The organism is Thetidibacter halocola, assembly GCF_018224955.1.
GTDB classification, from domain to species: Bacteria; Pseudomonadota; Alphaproteobacteria; order Rhodobacterales; family Rhodobacteraceae; genus Thetidibacter; species Thetidibacter halocola.
In genome coordinates this window covers 1-14636 of sequence record NZ_JAGTUU010000015.1, presented here as the reverse complement: position 1 = coordinate 14636, position 14636 = coordinate 1, and the positions used below count along the sequence as shown (strand labels likewise).

General features: G+C 64.4%; 13 protein-coding genes and 1 pseudogene. 4 read left to right on the top strand and 10 right to left on the bottom strand.

What is annotated here, in order from left to right; genetic code table 11:
- Positions 1 to 99 precede the first annotated feature (99 nt).
- The 3 genes from KB874_RS22645 to KB874_RS22635 all read right to left on the bottom strand — a co-directional run bounded on the left by KB874_RS22645 (position 100) and on the right by KB874_RS22635 (position 2387).
- Positions 100 to 312: a hypothetical protein gene (locus tag KB874_RS22645; protein WP_212538842.1), complete on the bottom strand. Its 213-nt coding sequence runs from the start codon at positions 310 to 312 to the stop codon at positions 100 to 102.
- 18 nt (positions 313 to 330) lie between these two features.
- Positions 331 to 1023 (bottom strand): DUF4962 domain-containing protein, encoded by a 693-nt coding sequence (locus KB874_RS22640; protein ID WP_212538841.1) that lies wholly within the window; start codon positions 1021 to 1023, stop codon positions 331 to 333.
- 86 nt (positions 1024 to 1109) lie between these two features.
- A complete protein-coding gene (locus KB874_RS22635) occupies positions 1110 to 2387 on the bottom strand; it encodes a type 2 periplasmic-binding domain-containing protein (protein ID WP_212538843.1) in 1278 nt (425 codons plus the stop codon).
- Between KB874_RS22635 and KB874_RS22630 the strand changes: the two genes are divergently transcribed.
- The 3 genes from KB874_RS22630 to KB874_RS23415 all read left to right on the top strand — a co-directional run bounded on the left by KB874_RS22630 (position 2344) and on the right by KB874_RS23415 (position 4475).
- Positions 2344 to 3444: an MATE family efflux transporter gene (locus tag KB874_RS22630; RefSeq protein WP_346346594.1), complete on the top strand. Its 1101-nt coding sequence runs from the start codon at positions 2344 to 2346 to the stop codon at positions 3442 to 3444. The two genes, KB874_RS22635 and KB874_RS22630, sit on opposite strands and share 44 nt — an antisense overlap.
- 285 nt (positions 3445 to 3729) lie before the next feature.
- Positions 3730 to 3903 (top strand): hypothetical protein, encoded by a 174-nt coding sequence (locus tag KB874_RS22625; protein WP_212538839.1) that lies wholly within the window; start codon positions 3730 to 3732, stop codon positions 3901 to 3903.
- On the top strand, positions 3900 to 4475 hold the full coding sequence (locus KB874_RS23415) for a substrate-binding domain-containing protein (protein ID WP_428849258.1): 576 nt from the start codon (positions 3900 to 3902) through the stop codon (positions 4473 to 4475). Before KB874_RS22625 ends, KB874_RS23415 begins: the two co-directional genes overlap by 4 nt.
- A 425-nt stretch (positions 4476 to 4900) precedes the next feature.
- Here KB874_RS23415 and KB874_RS22615 read toward each other — a convergent pair whose 3' ends face one another.
- The 5 genes from KB874_RS22615 to KB874_RS22595 form a co-directional block, all read right to left on the bottom strand.
- Positions 4901 to 6709, bottom strand: coding sequence for a M61 family metallopeptidase (locus KB874_RS22615; protein ID WP_212538837.1), 1809 nt, complete (start codon positions 6707 to 6709; stop codon positions 4901 to 4903).
- A 52-nt stretch (positions 6710 to 6761) separates the two neighbouring features.
- Positions 6762 to 7934, bottom strand: coding sequence for an NAD(P)/FAD-dependent oxidoreductase (locus KB874_RS22610; RefSeq protein ID WP_212538836.1), 1173 nt, complete (start codon positions 7932 to 7934; stop codon positions 6762 to 6764).
- The gene (locus KB874_RS22605; protein WP_212538835.1) at positions 7904 to 9901 is read right to left on the bottom strand and encodes a LodA/GoxA family CTQ-dependent oxidase; all 1998 of its coding nucleotides are present in this window, start codon (positions 9899 to 9901) and stop codon (positions 7904 to 7906) included. Before KB874_RS22605 ends, KB874_RS22610 begins: the two co-directional genes overlap by 31 nt.
- A 15-nt stretch (positions 9902 to 9916) precedes the next feature.
- Positions 9917 to 10900 carry a ferritin-like domain-containing protein gene (locus tag KB874_RS22600; RefSeq protein WP_212538834.1) on the bottom strand — a complete coding sequence of 328 codons (984 nt, stop codon included), beginning with the start codon at positions 10898 to 10900 and terminating at the stop codon, positions 9917 to 9919.
- Between the two features lie 78 nt (positions 10901 to 10978).
- Positions 10979 to 12826: a di-heme oxidoredictase family protein gene (locus KB874_RS22595; protein ID WP_212538833.1), complete on the bottom strand. Its 1848-nt coding sequence runs from the start codon at positions 12824 to 12826 to the stop codon at positions 10979 to 10981.
- A gap of 1039 nt (positions 12827 to 13865) precedes the next feature.
- Between KB874_RS22595 and KB874_RS22590 the strand changes: the two genes are divergently transcribed.
- Entirely contained in the window at positions 13866 to 14153 is a 288-nt protein-coding gene (locus KB874_RS22590; protein WP_212538832.1) for an SH3 domain-containing protein, read from the top strand.
- A gap of 106 nt (positions 14154 to 14259) precedes the next feature.
- On the opposite strand, the gene KB874_RS22585 is transcribed toward KB874_RS22590, so the two are convergent.
- Positions 14260 to 14499: a hypothetical protein gene (locus KB874_RS22585; protein ID WP_212538831.1), complete on the bottom strand. Its 240-nt coding sequence runs from the start codon at positions 14497 to 14499 to the stop codon at positions 14260 to 14262.
- Positions 14500 to 14508: 9 nt separating this feature from the next.
- Positions 14509 to 14636 (bottom strand): annotated as a pseudogene (locus tag KB874_RS22580) (IS481 family transposase); the annotation flags it as partial.

Sequence of the window (14636 nt, the reverse complement as noted above, 5' to 3'; positions counted from 1 at the left end):
CACGCTGGCCCGATACGGCTGCGCTGTATGGGGGCTACACCGCATCGGGCCAGCTACCCGTGCGCTCCAAGGGGGTCATTCTTGGACGCCGATAGGGGGTCAAGATTGCGTGCCGATTGACAGAAAGAGGTGGATCTTGGCGTTGAGGATCGCGTGTTCGGCGATATCGCGGGTGCGCGCCAGGAGGGATGCGCACACCCGCTGGCGCTCGACCTCGTCCAACTGTTCGTGGAGCCAGTCGTAACCCCAGGCGAGGGCGTTGGTGACGCGGTAGACCCATTCGTCGGTATAGGCCCGCGAGGTGACGCCCATCGGGTCCCAGCTGGCCGCCTAGAGCAGCCAGGCCTTGGCACGGTCGAGCATGGCCTGGTCGCCTGTCACCTTGCCGCCGATGGCCAGGTGGCGGATCGCATACCAGAGTTCCTGAAGCTCGATGTAGGTCTTGCGCCAGACCGGCGCCATGCGCGTGTGGTTCGGATAGCCCGCAGGTTCGGTCATCACCGGGCGGTCCATCCAGGGCAGGACGGAGTCCTTGTAGAACGTCGACCAGGTGCAGTGGTCCGGGTCTTCCTTGACCGCCGCGCGGAACGTCTCCAGCCGGTCGGGCGTCAGCCAGAGCCTCGGATGCGCCTGCGTGACCTTCGTGAAGCGCGCGTCGCGTGACGCGAGCGGCGTTTCGGGCAGACGCTCGGGAATTGAAAAGCCGCGGGTCGCGCTCCAGGACGACGCGGGTTTCCCGGTCGCGTCGCAGACCGCGTAGGACCAGTGATAGTCACCGGGCGCCAGCGCGGTGTCGGGGGTGAAGAAGTTCAGCGGGATTTTCGTGAACACCTGCGTGCCCTTCGCCGGAAACCCCGGATCGGCTGAGAGGCGCAGGACGTAGCGCGCCTCGTCCTCGATCACAGGCAACCAGGTGAACCGCGGCGGGTTCTCGACGATCTCGGTGTCGCGGTCGGGCGCATACTGGATCGTCAGGCGGCCGGCCCTGGGTTCGTCGAGAAGGGGAGTGGTGGTGCCACGCATCGGTCGGACTTCCTGTCTTCAAGCGGAGGTCGGGCTCGGCGTGGCCACCATCGGCCACGCCCGGTCTCGTGCATTCCGTACGGGACTCAGTCGCCGTACTGTCGCTGGTAAGCCGAGTTCATCACTTCGATGACCTGCGCGTAGCCCATCTTGTCCAGCGTCGCGACGTAGGCGTCCCAGTCGGCCTGGATGTCACCGCTGCCAAGAACCCAGGCCTGCTGGCGTTCCAGCATGTAGGTGCGGATCGACGGCCAGTACTTGTCGTAGACCGACTGCTCATCGCGGTTGAACGCGACGCCCAGGAACTGGTCGAGCAGCAGGTCGTGCTGGTCGTGCAGTTCGATCCCCTGGCGGGCCGCCTCGGAGGTCCACTGCCATTCATAGCGGTAGTCCTGCGGATAGCCGCGATAGATCTGCGCGCCTTCCAGGTACATCGGGCTGTTCACGGCCTGGTCGGACGTCAGCACTTCGGCCTTGTAGATCGGCTCGCCATTCACCATGTCCCAGGTCTTGCCCTCGACACCGAAATTGGCGAGGTTGCTGCCCTCGGGTGTGAACCAGAAGTCAGAATACTTGATCGTTTCGACCGGGTTATTGTTCGTATAGCTGATCGCCCAGCCATCCGGCTTGATCGGGATCCGGCGGTGCTCTTCCATCCGCACGGCACCCGCCGAGGCTGGCGGCAGGAACGGGATGAAGTTGAATCCAGAGATCTTGTCGACCAGTGCGGCGTTGTAGCCCGAGGTCGAGGCAAACCAGTCATGCGTCGCACCGCCCAGGTTCTCGGACAGCAGGTAATCGCGCGAGCTGGAGCCGCGGGTGAAGATTTCCGGGTCGATCAGGCCCTCGGCGTACCCTTGCGCGATGTTCGCCAGCCCGTCGCGATAGGCCTCCTGCGCGTAGGGATGCACAACTTTGCCATCGTCGGTCACGTAGAAGTCGTGATAGGTGTCCGACCCCGACGACCGCGCATCCCACAGGTTCAGCAGGCGCAGCACTTCTTCCCACTGGCGCGCGAAATAGGGGATCTCGTCCTTCAGGCCGTTTCCGTTCGGGTCCTGCTCGCGGAAGGCCTTGAGCACGGCATAGTATTCGTCGACGTTCTGCGGCTGCTCGAGACCCAGCGCGTCCAGCCAGTCCTGTCGGATGTACCAGGCACCACCGTATTTGCCGTCGGGCAGGTAAGGGATGTAGTAGTAGTTGCCGTCATAGGCCGAAATGGCCTCCTTAAGGCCGGGATGCTCTTCCCAGAACCGCGCCTTTGCCAACGCGATGCAGATTCGCGCAGCGCAGGCTTTCGGGACCGGCGATCCCGTTTTCGTGAAATCGGCGCTGCTCTCGGGCCTGGTGGTCAGCCTCGTCATCGGCCTCCTGGGGCTCGGGGTGATTTCCATTTTCGGTGAGGCGCTGATTGGGTCCATGGCGCCATCGGACGAGGTCGCCCGCCTTGCCCGGGACTACCTCGCCGTCTTTTCGCTGGTGATCCTGGGCGAGGCCATCGGGCAATGCCTCTCGAGCTGTTTCAACGGCTGCGGACGCACGACGCTGCCTCTGTACAGCTTTTGCCTGTCGCTGCCGATCAACGTGATCGCCAGCGTCGTCCTGATTCATGGCCATTTCGGCCTGCCGGCCTTTGGCGTCGCAGGCGCAGCCATGGGAAGCGCGCTTGCCGTCGCGGTGCAAGTCGGTTTCCTCGGGTGGCGTCTGCTGCCGCTGGACACCGATCTGTTTCGGGTCCCGGGGTGGCGGCAAGGCGATTTCGGCACCACGCTGCTGCGCCATGTCGGCTTTTCGCTACCCATCGCCGCCACCTTCATCAGCGCCACATTCGCAATGCATGTCTGCACACTGATCTATGCCCGCCTGGACCTGAACGAATTCGCCGCGATGACGCTGATCGCCCCGTGGATCATGGTGGCCGGCACGATCAGCATGCAGTGGGCGCAGGCAACCTGCATCATCGTCGCACAGCTTCTGGGCAAGGGACATAACGAGGCCACGCTCGACCGCTTTCTTGGCAGCGCATGGCGTGGCGCGTTCTGGGCGGCCGGGGCGGTAGCGGTAATCTATGCTGGGGTATGCCTGTCGGCGCGCTTCCTCTATGCCGACCTGAGTGACGAGACCCGTGCAATCCTGCTGGGTTTCATGCCCGTCCTGCTGCTTCTGCCCTTCCCGAAAGGATCGAACGCGATCTGCGGCAACACGCTGCGTGCCAGCGGCGACACGATCTACGTGATGCACGTCTTCGTCTGGGCGCAATGGCTGTTCCGCGTTCCGGCGACAGCGCTGGTAGTCTTGTGGTTCGATGTCCCGGCGGTCTGGGTCCTGTCGCTGCTGCTTTGGGAAGAATTGCTGAAACTCCCGGCCTTTCATCGCCGCCTGCTGAGCGGCGAGTGGAAACGGGCGGTCATCGGCCGGTAGAGCCGTCCGCGACCGGCCAGCCGTGGCAAGATTGGCCTTGCCGCCATCGGAGCAGCACGCATTGGCTCTGATGATGTAACCGCCCCCCGCCGGCACCGACAGCGTTTCCGGTGATCCTCTGCCCAATGGTCGGGACGTTTTCGACGGGATCGAGAACCATACTCTGTCGGGCGACATCGACGCCACGCTGACCAGCGACGGTCAGGCCAATGCGCTGGCCTGGGATCTCGGCAACGACATGCTGTCGGGCGACGGCGGGCGGATACGTTCGTCATCGATGTGGGCGTGATCGGCGCGGACACCATAGACGACTACGCCATCGGCACCGACGCGTCGGAGTTCGCCGCGCCCCTCTGGGGCGGCGCGCCGGACCAGCCCTATCTCGACACGATCACGAACACGACGACATCGCCGGGCGACCTGCACCTCGGCCTTTTCCTCACGGAAACAATCCGATGACCCGGCGCGTGGTCGAGAGATCTTGCCCGTCCGGAACGCACGCCACAGTTCGGCAAGAAGGAATTGACGTGGGTCGCACTACCCCGCGATCTGCATGGCGGTCAGAAGCGCGCCGGGTTTCAACTCCGAACATGCTCTGGGTGGGCGACCTTACCTATGCCGCCACCTGGCAGGGTTTCTTACAGCCGGGCCGCGATGTGTCAGTGATCGGCTTGGACGGTATCGAGGACGCGGGCGGGGCCACACCGCCCCTGACCACGATGGGCGTTTCGCCCCTGGAGCTCGGCCGCAAACTGGCGCGAACACTCCTGAATCGGATCGAGGACCCGAACATGCCTCCGACCGTTTTCGAACTGACCGCCGGACTCGTGACAAGCGACACGACGGGCGCCGCTCCGCTGCCAAAACGGCAGCTGGTGCTTGGACACAGCCGTCGCTCCTGCAGAACAAGAGTGCGGGTGGGCTTGGGCGCTGGGGACCTCCGGCAAATTGACTGGTCAATCGAAAGGAAACTTCGATCCCGATCCCGTCCCCTCGCCCTAGACCCCAGGCGAACAGTTCGTCAAGTTTGAACGCGCGATCACTGGCGTGATCGACGATAGCATGGTTGGCCCCGGAGGAAACGACACAACTCCCTGCGATCCGGTGGCCGCCGTCATGGACGGCTTGGCCGGGGCTGTCGATACCGTCAGGCACTCGGGTGTCCTCGGCCAGGTTATCCCGCGGCTGGGCTTCATGAGAACGGCGGTGCAGGATTCGGCAACGGTGGCGACGGGCTGGTTTTGCCGAAAGCGACAGCTCAACCAATCATTTCCGTGCGGAACTTGCGCACGACACCGGCCAAGCTGCCGGAATAGTAAAGGACGCCGGATTTTCCGGCGGCAACCCGCGCAGGCCGCGGCGCCCTGCGTGGTAGGCGGTCAACAGCCCGATGCCGCCTATGACGATGAGGCCGCAAGTCGTGTCCGTCATGGGTGTCCCCCGTGTCGCTTCAGGGTCAGACCATCGACTCGATGCCGTGGAAATTCTCGTAGAAGGACACTGGGAACTGCTGCCCCTGCGCCGGCGCGAAGTCGGTACCGAGCCATCTTGAGATCAGGTCGGCTTGCGCGGCGTCTCCCGTCCACGTCAGGCCGGTGATCTTCCGGCCCGGTCTTGGTGTCATGCTGAAATCGAGGACGCGGTGGCCGCGCCGGACCGTCAGGGTGACGTCCTCCGGCGCGCTTGCCGCCCATGCCAACGCGGCGGGCGTATAGGCGAAGCCATTGACCGCCTCGATCACGTCGCCAGGGGCGAGGCCAGCGGCGGCCGGCATGTCGTCGGCGACGCCATAAATCGTGGGCGCGCCATCATTCAGAAAGAAGATGCCCAGATGGTGGGTATCCTCGTAGACGGGTTGTAGCCCGAGAGTGGTGAATTCGTCAGGCGTGGCAAGCTGGCCGGGCTCGTTGACAAGCGCGCCGACCCAGTCACCCAGCCCCGCCTCGATGCGGTTGAAGAAGGCGACGACCTCCTGCGTGGTATAGCCCACGTAATCCGAGGCCACTTTGCTGCCGGTTCCAAAGAACTCCAGATAGAAGTCGCGAAACGCCATATCGAGCGTCCATTCCGACGAACCGGTGCGCAACCGGGTGTCGAGCGCAAAGGCGATCAGCATCCCCTTGTCGTAATAGTCGATGCTGTTGTTCACACGCCCCGGATACTTGGCATGGTTGAGATAGGTGGCGCGCGACGAATCCGTGGCCGCCACGCGCGCATAGGCGGGTTGCTGCGTGAGGTGGCGGTAATAGCCCAGGACGGCGCTGAAGAACTGGTCGGGCGTATAGGCGCGCGCGCGGGTGCTGATCAGGAACTCGTAGTACCGGGTAAAGCCTTCGGCCATCCACAGCCCCTCGGTGAAAGAGCCGCTGGTCAGGTGATGCGACAATTGCCCCAGCGGAGCGGGTCTCAGACGGCGCACGTTCCAGGCATGGAACAGCTCGTGCGCACAGACGCGGATTCCGTTTGCGAACTTGTCGTCATCCACAAAGACGTCCGGGCCCAGCCCGCTCATGTTGCTGGTCAGATGTTCCAGCCCCCAATCCGCCTGCGGGTTGAGCGATAGCACAAAGGTATAATCCTCGAACGGAAACAGGCCAAAGACATCGTGGATCGCCTCGACCGCGACGGTCAGCTGATCGACAAAGGCATCGACCCTGGCCGCAAACCCGACACCCTTGTCGACAAAGGCAAAGTAGAACGGCACTTTGCGGATGGTGCGTTCCCTGATCGTCAAGGCGCCGATGACCACGGGCGTGTCCAGCAGGATCTCGAAGCTGGGGTAACGCCAGCACAGGCTGGTGCCGTCGCGCGTGGCCCCGGAGGGATGGTGGATTGTCCAGTGGTCCGGCAGCCCGCCATAGGTCACCGCGCAGGCCCCTACATAGTCGGGGCAGAACAGATAGCGCGCCCCCATCAGCACCGCATAGTCGCTGTCCACCAGCCCCATGGCATCGCCAAAGTCGGTTTCGTAGGCAAAGGCCCGATAGCGGATGTCGACATCCTTGTTGGCGCCGTGGATGCGAAAGCCGTTCCATCCGTCGCGGGTGACGGTGAGCGGCGCATCCGTCGCCGGGTCGCGGGCGGTCACGTCAAAGAGATCGCGGGCATAGGGTTCGAAATCGTAATCCCCGGGCACCCAGCCCGGCACAACCAGTTGCATGCCGTCGCAGACGAAATCGCCGGTCAGGCGGAGCGTCACCGACAGTTCAAGGGCAAGGGGATCGATGTCGACCGTATATGCGGCGGTATTGGGCGTCGGTGTCATCGGTTGCGGCCTTCCGGGGCTGAGAGTGGCAGGGGTTTCGGTCGTGACGCGGTCAGACGAAGGCAGGCCCGCGCGCGTCTTGTCCAGGCGGTGCATGGGCCGCGTTCGCGCGCTGTCGTGCTTGCCAGAACGGGGCCTTTGACCACCGCGTTTCCTGTGCGTAGAAATAGGATCGTGCGGCCGCGTAGGCGGTGAATTCGGACCTGGCGGGCGCGTCCATCCCGGCAAGGGCATCGTCGCAACCGTCAAGGTAGCGTCGGACCAGGGGGGCGAGGCGCAACGCGCCCTGAAGCGCCTTGGTGATGCCCGCCGAAGATATCGGATCAAAGGCGGCCGCGGCATCCCCGACCGCGGCCCAACCGAGCCCGGCGCTGCGGTCGAGGCGGGACGACAGGGCCGCCACGGCGGTCAGGCTGTCGGCAAGACACAGCGATCCGTTCAGGCCGCGCGACGCAAGGCGGGTTTCGCCAAGCGCACGCGCCCAGGCCGGAAAGCCCCGGGCCAGGATCTGCCGCGCGGTGCCAGCATCGGTGCTGAACGACAGCACCGCCTGCCGACCGGGCAGAAGCGCCCCGTACCACCATCCGCCCTGCACCGCCTCGAGCCGCGTGGAGGCACCAAACGTGTCCGGGTCGACCCGTTCGAACCAGACCGACAGGTTTGTAAAGCTGTCGAGCACCCGGCGCCGCGCGCCCATCTGGCGGGCGATCCACGCGGCGGCTCCGGTCGCGTCGATCACGACGTCCGCGCTCATGGCCGGGTCTGCCGCATCGCACAGATCCAGTGTGAAACATCCGTTGTCCTGCCGGGTGACGGCGGTTGCACGCGCCTTCGGCCACAGAACCGCCCCGGCGGCCTGCGCCTCGGCGACCAACCAGTCCTCGAAACCGGCGCGGTCCAGGTGCCAGCCGCTGCCGCGTGGGCTGAAGATGAAATCGTTGAAACCCTCGTTCGGCCCGCCCCAGATCGACCGGCTGCCGGGACAGGCAAGATGCCCCTGGCCAAGGAATTCTTTCCACAGGCCCAGCCGGGTCAAGGCGTCGCTGGCATCCGGCGGCAGGCATTCGCCCACCGCCCGTCCGCCCTGGCGCGCACCAAGCAGGCAAACCGGCCCGATCCCCGCCTGGGCAAGGGCTATGGCTGAGGCCGCCCCGGCGACGCCCGCGCCAACGATCGCAACAGCGAACCGCTCCACTAGGTCCGGCTCGTGTCGTTGATCGGCCAAGGCTCGACCTCGGGCGCATCCAGCTGGCTTTGAACCTCGAGGTAATGCTTGCGGCTGTAGTCACCGCCGTCGATGGCGGTACCCTGGATCACGATCCCGATCCTGGACCAGTTCAGGATCATGTCGACCGAGTCCTGATACCGCCCCTGCAGCGCGGGGTTGTCATTTTCGGTGCCCTTGCCACGCACCGAATAGCGTTGCTCGCCCAACTGGCCGTCTTTGACGTCCATGGCCGCATACACCGCCACCGGACGCTGGGCGGGCCACGACCAGTAGAGGGTCGAATTGGTATAGGGCGCGGTCGTGTGGGTTGCGCAGGAATTGTAATCGGTATGCCAGGGCAGCGCCATGAACTTGCAGATGTCGCCCGGCTCGACCGACCCCTCGCCGGTGTGCAGCGGCACATAGCCCTCGCCCAGAAACGGCTTGTTCGGGGTGGCGGTGGCATAGTCGAGCGGCCGCCCCGCGATCCGGAACGGGCCCGGTCCGCCACGCCAGTCGGCCTGGTAGAGGTTGCTCTGCCGCGCGATGAAGGTCATGTCGATGCCAGGGCTGAACCGTCCGCCGAGGCAATTCATCAGCGACACCTTGTCCAACCGTTCGCCCTGGCCCAGCGGTTTGGGGTTTGCCTTGGTGTATTTCCCGGCATTCCACTGTTCGAGAAAGAAATACTGGGTCAGGCTGGTGGACAGAAAGGATTTGCCGCTGTCACCCAGCGAAAGCGGCATCAATGGCGCGCCATTGCTGCTTTCGGCCTGCCCCAGGTTCGGGTTCCGGATAAACGCAAGCCCCGCCATGATCGTGGTGCCCGGTGCGTCGTCGGCGGTGATTTCGCCGGTGGCGTCATGGGCATCGATCGCAAAGCTGGGCATGTTGGTGTTCCAGCGTTGCAGCGCCGCGGCCTTGAAGGTCGGCGAGATATGCTCGTCGAAATCCGGTTCGAAGTCGCGATTGTAGCCACCGGTGTAGATCTCTGGCTGCAGCCGCAGATCGCGGACCCACGCGTCATAGACATCATCCCATAGCGACACGACGTTCAGCGTCTGGGGGGCATATCCCGGATCGGTCGCCGTCACCCAGCCGCCGTGCACCGTGGCGGTGGTGCCGTCGTCGAAATGGATCATCGCCTCGACCGGGCCGTCCGAGGCATCGTCGAACCAGCCGTCGTTGTCGACGAAACTGGTCAGAGGGAAATACGATCCGTCCGGTTGCGTCCACGCCACCGCCCGCCCGCGCCCCGGCAGCACGATCAGCCGGCCATGTGCGTCGGTCTCGATTTCTCCCAGCGTGTCGATCGGGCCGTCGGGCTCGTAGAGGTTCGCAAACACGTCCGACGGAAAGCACTTGGGGTAGTCCGGCGCTTCGGTGATCTGGCCCGAGTCGTCGATGTAGGCGCAAGGTGTGTCTCGGTCAAAGGCGACGCGCGCCGCCTTGGCGCCGGACACGGCGCGAGGCCCGGCGTCGATGATCAGTTTCTTCAGCCGCGCGGGGTTGGTCGGGTCAGGCCCTTCCTGTGCGTTGCGCAATCCGGGCGTGCCGCCATAATTGTAGTAGCTCAGGATCGACCGATCGGCCGCGATGCCGGTTTCCATGAAGTAGCCATTGGCCTTCTTGTTGGCCAGATGCACGCACCAGGTGATGTCGGTCACGGTTCTGCCGCCAACCTTGGTACCGATCCGGATCTCGGTGCCGGCGCCCTGCGGATAGGTTTCCTGATCGCCGCAATCATAGGCGAAGATGCGGAACCGCGCGGCCTGGCGCACCAGTGCGCCGGTGTTGTCGCGCAGGTCGGAACTGGTGATCGTCTGGTCCTCGGTGCCCGCCTTGATCGGCAGGCCGCCATCGACGTCCTGCCCTTCCGGGCCGGACATTCCAGCGGCCGTTTCGGGGGCAAGATAGTAGTCCGGCGACGTCCCGAAGCGGGCGAAACCGATGGACGGGTGAACACGAAAGATCTTGTCGCTCATGGCATTGTCCTCGGATCAGGAGAATTTGGGCACGGCGCCCAGTTTCCAGCAGTTCAGGACGTATCCGCCCAGTGCCGACATCTCGCGGCCGAAGTGGCCGGGATGTGCGCCGGCGAAAAGCGCCGCAAGCGTGACACGGAAATCGCCGAACTTGCCGATCAGGATCTGCTGTGCCTCGTGGCCGGGCGTGCCGGGTTTCGGATCGGGATCTCCGCTGTAGGTTGCGGGCAGACCCGCCGCCGCGTCGCGGATCGACAGGAACTTGACATAATGATCTTCGTCCGGCTGATCGTCGTCGGCGGTGTTGCGGAACTCTGGCGGGATCTCGGAAGAGCCTTCGGACTTGCCCTCGCCCTGTTCGGTGATCGCCTCGAAGAGGGTCATCACCTGGGCCAGCCCCCTGGCGCCGTTGTCCGTGACGGTCTGGGTCGGGAAGTTGCTGAAGAAGTTCTTGAAGATGTCGACCTGATTGACGTTGCCGCGCACCGCATCGGCATACTGGCGCGCGCCATAGCGCAACGCGTCGTAGAACGCCCCGATCGAGCCATAGGCGGACCGGTCCTGTTTCAGGATGATGCCCTGCGCGGTGAGCCATTCCGGATATTCGATCAGGCACATCGCGTTGATGCGAGCCAGATCGAGCGGACCAAGCTCTGCGGAATGCGGGGTGAAGATGTCGGTTGGATTTGGCGTGTCGAGGGCAAACTGGAGATGCGGGATTCCGATCCTGTCGTCATAGACCGGGGCATCGAATGTCGGCGTGACCCCAAAGGCGTTGGCCGCATTGCTGGCAAGCTGGACGTGCAGCATCTCTTCGTTGGCCACCGACATGATCAGCTTGAACGCGTCGGAATTGCGGTCTTTGATCGAGTAAAGCGCTGTCATGTAGAACGGAATCGTCCAGAATTCGAGGTCGACAGCCGCCTGGAGATGTTCGCGCAGATGGGTGATGTCCCAGTCGGGCGTGGGCGTACCGGGCCCGGGTTTCTGAATGTTCACGTCACTCTCCCAAGTTTGAAAAGAAAGTTGAAACCGGGCGGGGCGTGCGCAGACACGCCGCCCCGCGCCCGAGGGCGCTTACTGCGCCGTTTGCGGCAGCGGCAGACGCAGGCTTTCGAGAAAGGCGATCAGGTCGGCCTGGTCCGGCGCCTGAAGCTGGCTGAAGACGTTGATCACGTCGGAGGCCTCCGACCCCTCGCTGCGGTGCAGCAGGATTGCCTCTGTCAGCGTGCGCGCACGCCCGTCATGCATCCACGGCCCGCTGTCACCGACCCCCCAAAGCACACGGGTCACGAAGATCGGCGGTGCGATGGCGATGCCCGCGACGTCCGACCCCTGCGAAGCTGGGTCCTGCAACGCCGCGCCCATGTTGTGTTGCCGGAGGTCCGAATAGAGCGGCACGTCGACCGAGCCGTCGGCATTCGCCGCGAGCCGCGGGAACAGATGCGGCAGAAGCGACGGATCCTCGGCGACGCTCAGGTCGATCTGGTAGTTACCGGCGGCCAGAAGATCCCCGACCTCCAACATGTCGAGAACCGGCTCCATCGCCTGCCAGACGCTGGCGGGCGTCGCCCCGGCGGCACCGAGCGCGGCCTGCACGCGGGCGTCCGACACGACTTGCGGAAAGAGCGCCTCGAAGACCACAAGCGACTCGACGGGCACGTCAGGTGGCAGGGCGTTGATCAGCGAGGCGGTTTCGTCCGGGCACTGGCTTTCGGCGGTGACGCCGGCATCCGGCGGCGTGAAGATCGTCAGCGTCGCCTTGTCCAGCGGCATCTTCGGCACGTGGCAGGTGGCGCACATCGCTTCTGCTCCGGCCGGCGGGTTCAGCGCGACCACGCTTGCGGCGCTACCTTTGAAGATCGCCTCGCCGTTGGCGACCGCCATTTCCTGGCCCGTCGGGATTTCCTGCGTCGGCGGGCGCGTCATCGCGACATAGGCCGTCAGCGCCGACACCGACCCGACCGAGACCTCGGCGCTCTTGCCGTCGAGGTCGCAGTCGACAGAGTCGACCTTCTCGACCGCCTGCAGGCTGAAGTGGAAATCGAGCGCATCCCGCACGAAGTGCCGCACGCTGGAGGCGATGCCCTTCCACTGAAACGGACGGATGACGAGGTCGCCGGATACCCCGCTGACCGCGCTGGTGTCGTCGGCAAAGGTCTGCGCCGAGGCGTCGTAAGTCGTGCTGAATGTTCCAAAGTCCACGCCCTTGGACATCAGCGCGATGCTTTGCGCCGTGCCCGGGGTGTTCTGTGCCACAAGGCGGGCGACTTCGGCCTGCGCGCGCAGGTCGGTGGTCATCTCGATCCCGAGCGCGTTGGTATAGCCGGTGCCGAATATGTGCGGCGGGTTGCGAACCAGCATCACGGCGCGTGCCGGATACTCGGAGTTGACAAAGGCGTTCGTCGAGAACCCGCCCGCGCCGCCCGGCGTTCCGGGCTTGCGCACCATACCGGGCCCGGACTGGTTCGGAGGGGTGTAGGTGCCGATCGAGCTGTGGCAGTCAAAGCAGCTGGTGGCACCGAGACCGTTCAGCTTCACGAACGGAAACTCGTAGAGATAGTTCAACTCGGCATCGGTCATCGCCAGGTCGGTCATCGGTGCCGGCCAGGGATAGGGCCAGAAGGCGTGGCGCTGGAAACTGCGCGGGCCGCCATGGCCTTCGCCAAGCCCGTCGCCACTGGCGTCCGCGCCCGCCGGTGTGAAGGGCACGTTGAAATATTGCTGGCCGGATTCGAGCACCTTCGATAGCGGATAGTCACCCGACAAGAGAGCGTCCTGATCGATCCTGAGTTCGGGGGCGAATGCATTGTCCTGTGCGGCGGCCGGGACCGCGAGCACGCCGGCGACAAGGCCAAGAATGACCGCCGCGGAAGTGCCACAAGAGCGCCGCGTGTCGCGGCTGGGCGGGAAAAGTGGCTTCATTCTCTAACCTCGCAATGGAATTGCTCCTGAAGTCGGCGACTCGGTGCAGGTGAAAAGCTCTCGAAACAAGGCATTTGCATACGAATAAAGTTGTATGCCGACACGCCGCACAACTCAAAGTAGTGTACACGACACCCTGAATTGCACAAGCTTCAATCTGAGATCGGACATGCGCAGGGCCAGAAGCCGGGGCGCCATCCGGCGCCCCGCTCGCTTCCGGTCGCGCGGCCATTCCATAAGCGCCTGGAAACGTGTCAGATTATCCGGACCGAACTGATCCTCGGTGGCCTTGGCGATCGTTTCCGCCTCGTGCTGCAAACGCCTGTCCCGCTCCATTGGCGCACGAAACTGCGTGGACTCCCGCAATTGCCGGCAGGGATCATATCGGTCAAGCGGGTGTCGTTTCCCGAATAGCCCAAGGGCTTGATCAGGCGACTTTCGTGGCTATAAGGAGAATGCGGGCGATCTTCTCTTTATCCATCTGGGCGGAGGGCTCGACCATCGCGTAGCAGCTTGCGGTCTGCCATCAGCGGTTTTGCCCGAACAGCAAAGCCCCGATCGGGCGCATGGTGGCGGCCACGCTGCGGAAGATGCCGAGCGCGGTGTGGCCTTTGAGAACGGCGATGCACACCAGGGGTTCGGCAACCTCGCGGTCGAAGTCCCGTGCCCGATCTCGGGCTGGCGGAACACGGCGCGGCACTCACCGATCACAACAGCCTCGATCTCGCCCACCCGCACGCGACCCACGGCATTGCGCGAGACCGTTCGACAGACGGCCGACCCCTTCGCCCGGGAGCTGCGCCCGGTCATCGGAACCATGCGCTTCGAATGCCACGCGCCTCGACGGGAAATCGCGGACGAATTGAATGCCCGAGGCATCCGAACCAGACTCGGCGGAAACCGCCATGTCTCGACTGCCGGGAACCTCGTGCTGCGTCCTCGCAAAGGTGCCGCAACTGGCCGAACCACGTGATGCCGCCGGTTGCCATGCCCGACACACTGAGGCAGAACAGGATGGAGGAACAACTGGGCAACACGCATGAACCGCATCGCACTGACGACCCTTCTCATGCTTGCGTTGCTTTCCGGCTGCGCAACCACCGGAGGCGGCCGCACCACCGTAACAGGCACGGGGCCGCAGGACATGCTGAAGCTGCGGGCCGGACCGGGACTCGGCTTTCGGGTTGTTCTCGGCTTGCCCGAGGGCACCGAATTGATACGCCGTGATTGCGTGACCGAGATGGGTCAACTCTGGTGCCGGGTCTCGCTTGCCGATGCGCCGGGGATGACCGGTTACGTCTCGGCCGACTACCTGTCCGGATCCTGACCCCTTGCGGCAGCCCACGCATCGGCCATGATGGCCCGCGATCTACGGCTGCACGGCATTCCGGCGCGCCATGCGGGCGGCACCAGACCCGCCTTGACCCACGGGCTCATGGGCAACCAACGCCGGGCCTTTCAGGCGAGGCGGCGGGATTTGTGCTCGGATCGTTCGGGTCGCCCTCGTCCGCGGGATTCCAGCGCGCCGGCAATGCCTCGGGGTTCAACATCAGGTGGTTGCCGTCCAGAAAATCCTTGCACCGGAAAGCCCGGGCACCAGCGCCGTCCGGGCTGACACCGTTCAGCGTCACCTTGTCGTGCCGATCTCCGGAGATCTCGACGATGGCATCCACATGATCGCCCTAGCTGTTCAGTCCCGGCATCTGGTGGATCGGGTCGAGGATGAATCGATCCGGTTCTGAGTTCCAGACCTTGCAGATGTATTCGTATGGTGTGAGGCCACCGAGGGTTTTGAGACGCCGGGCGAAAT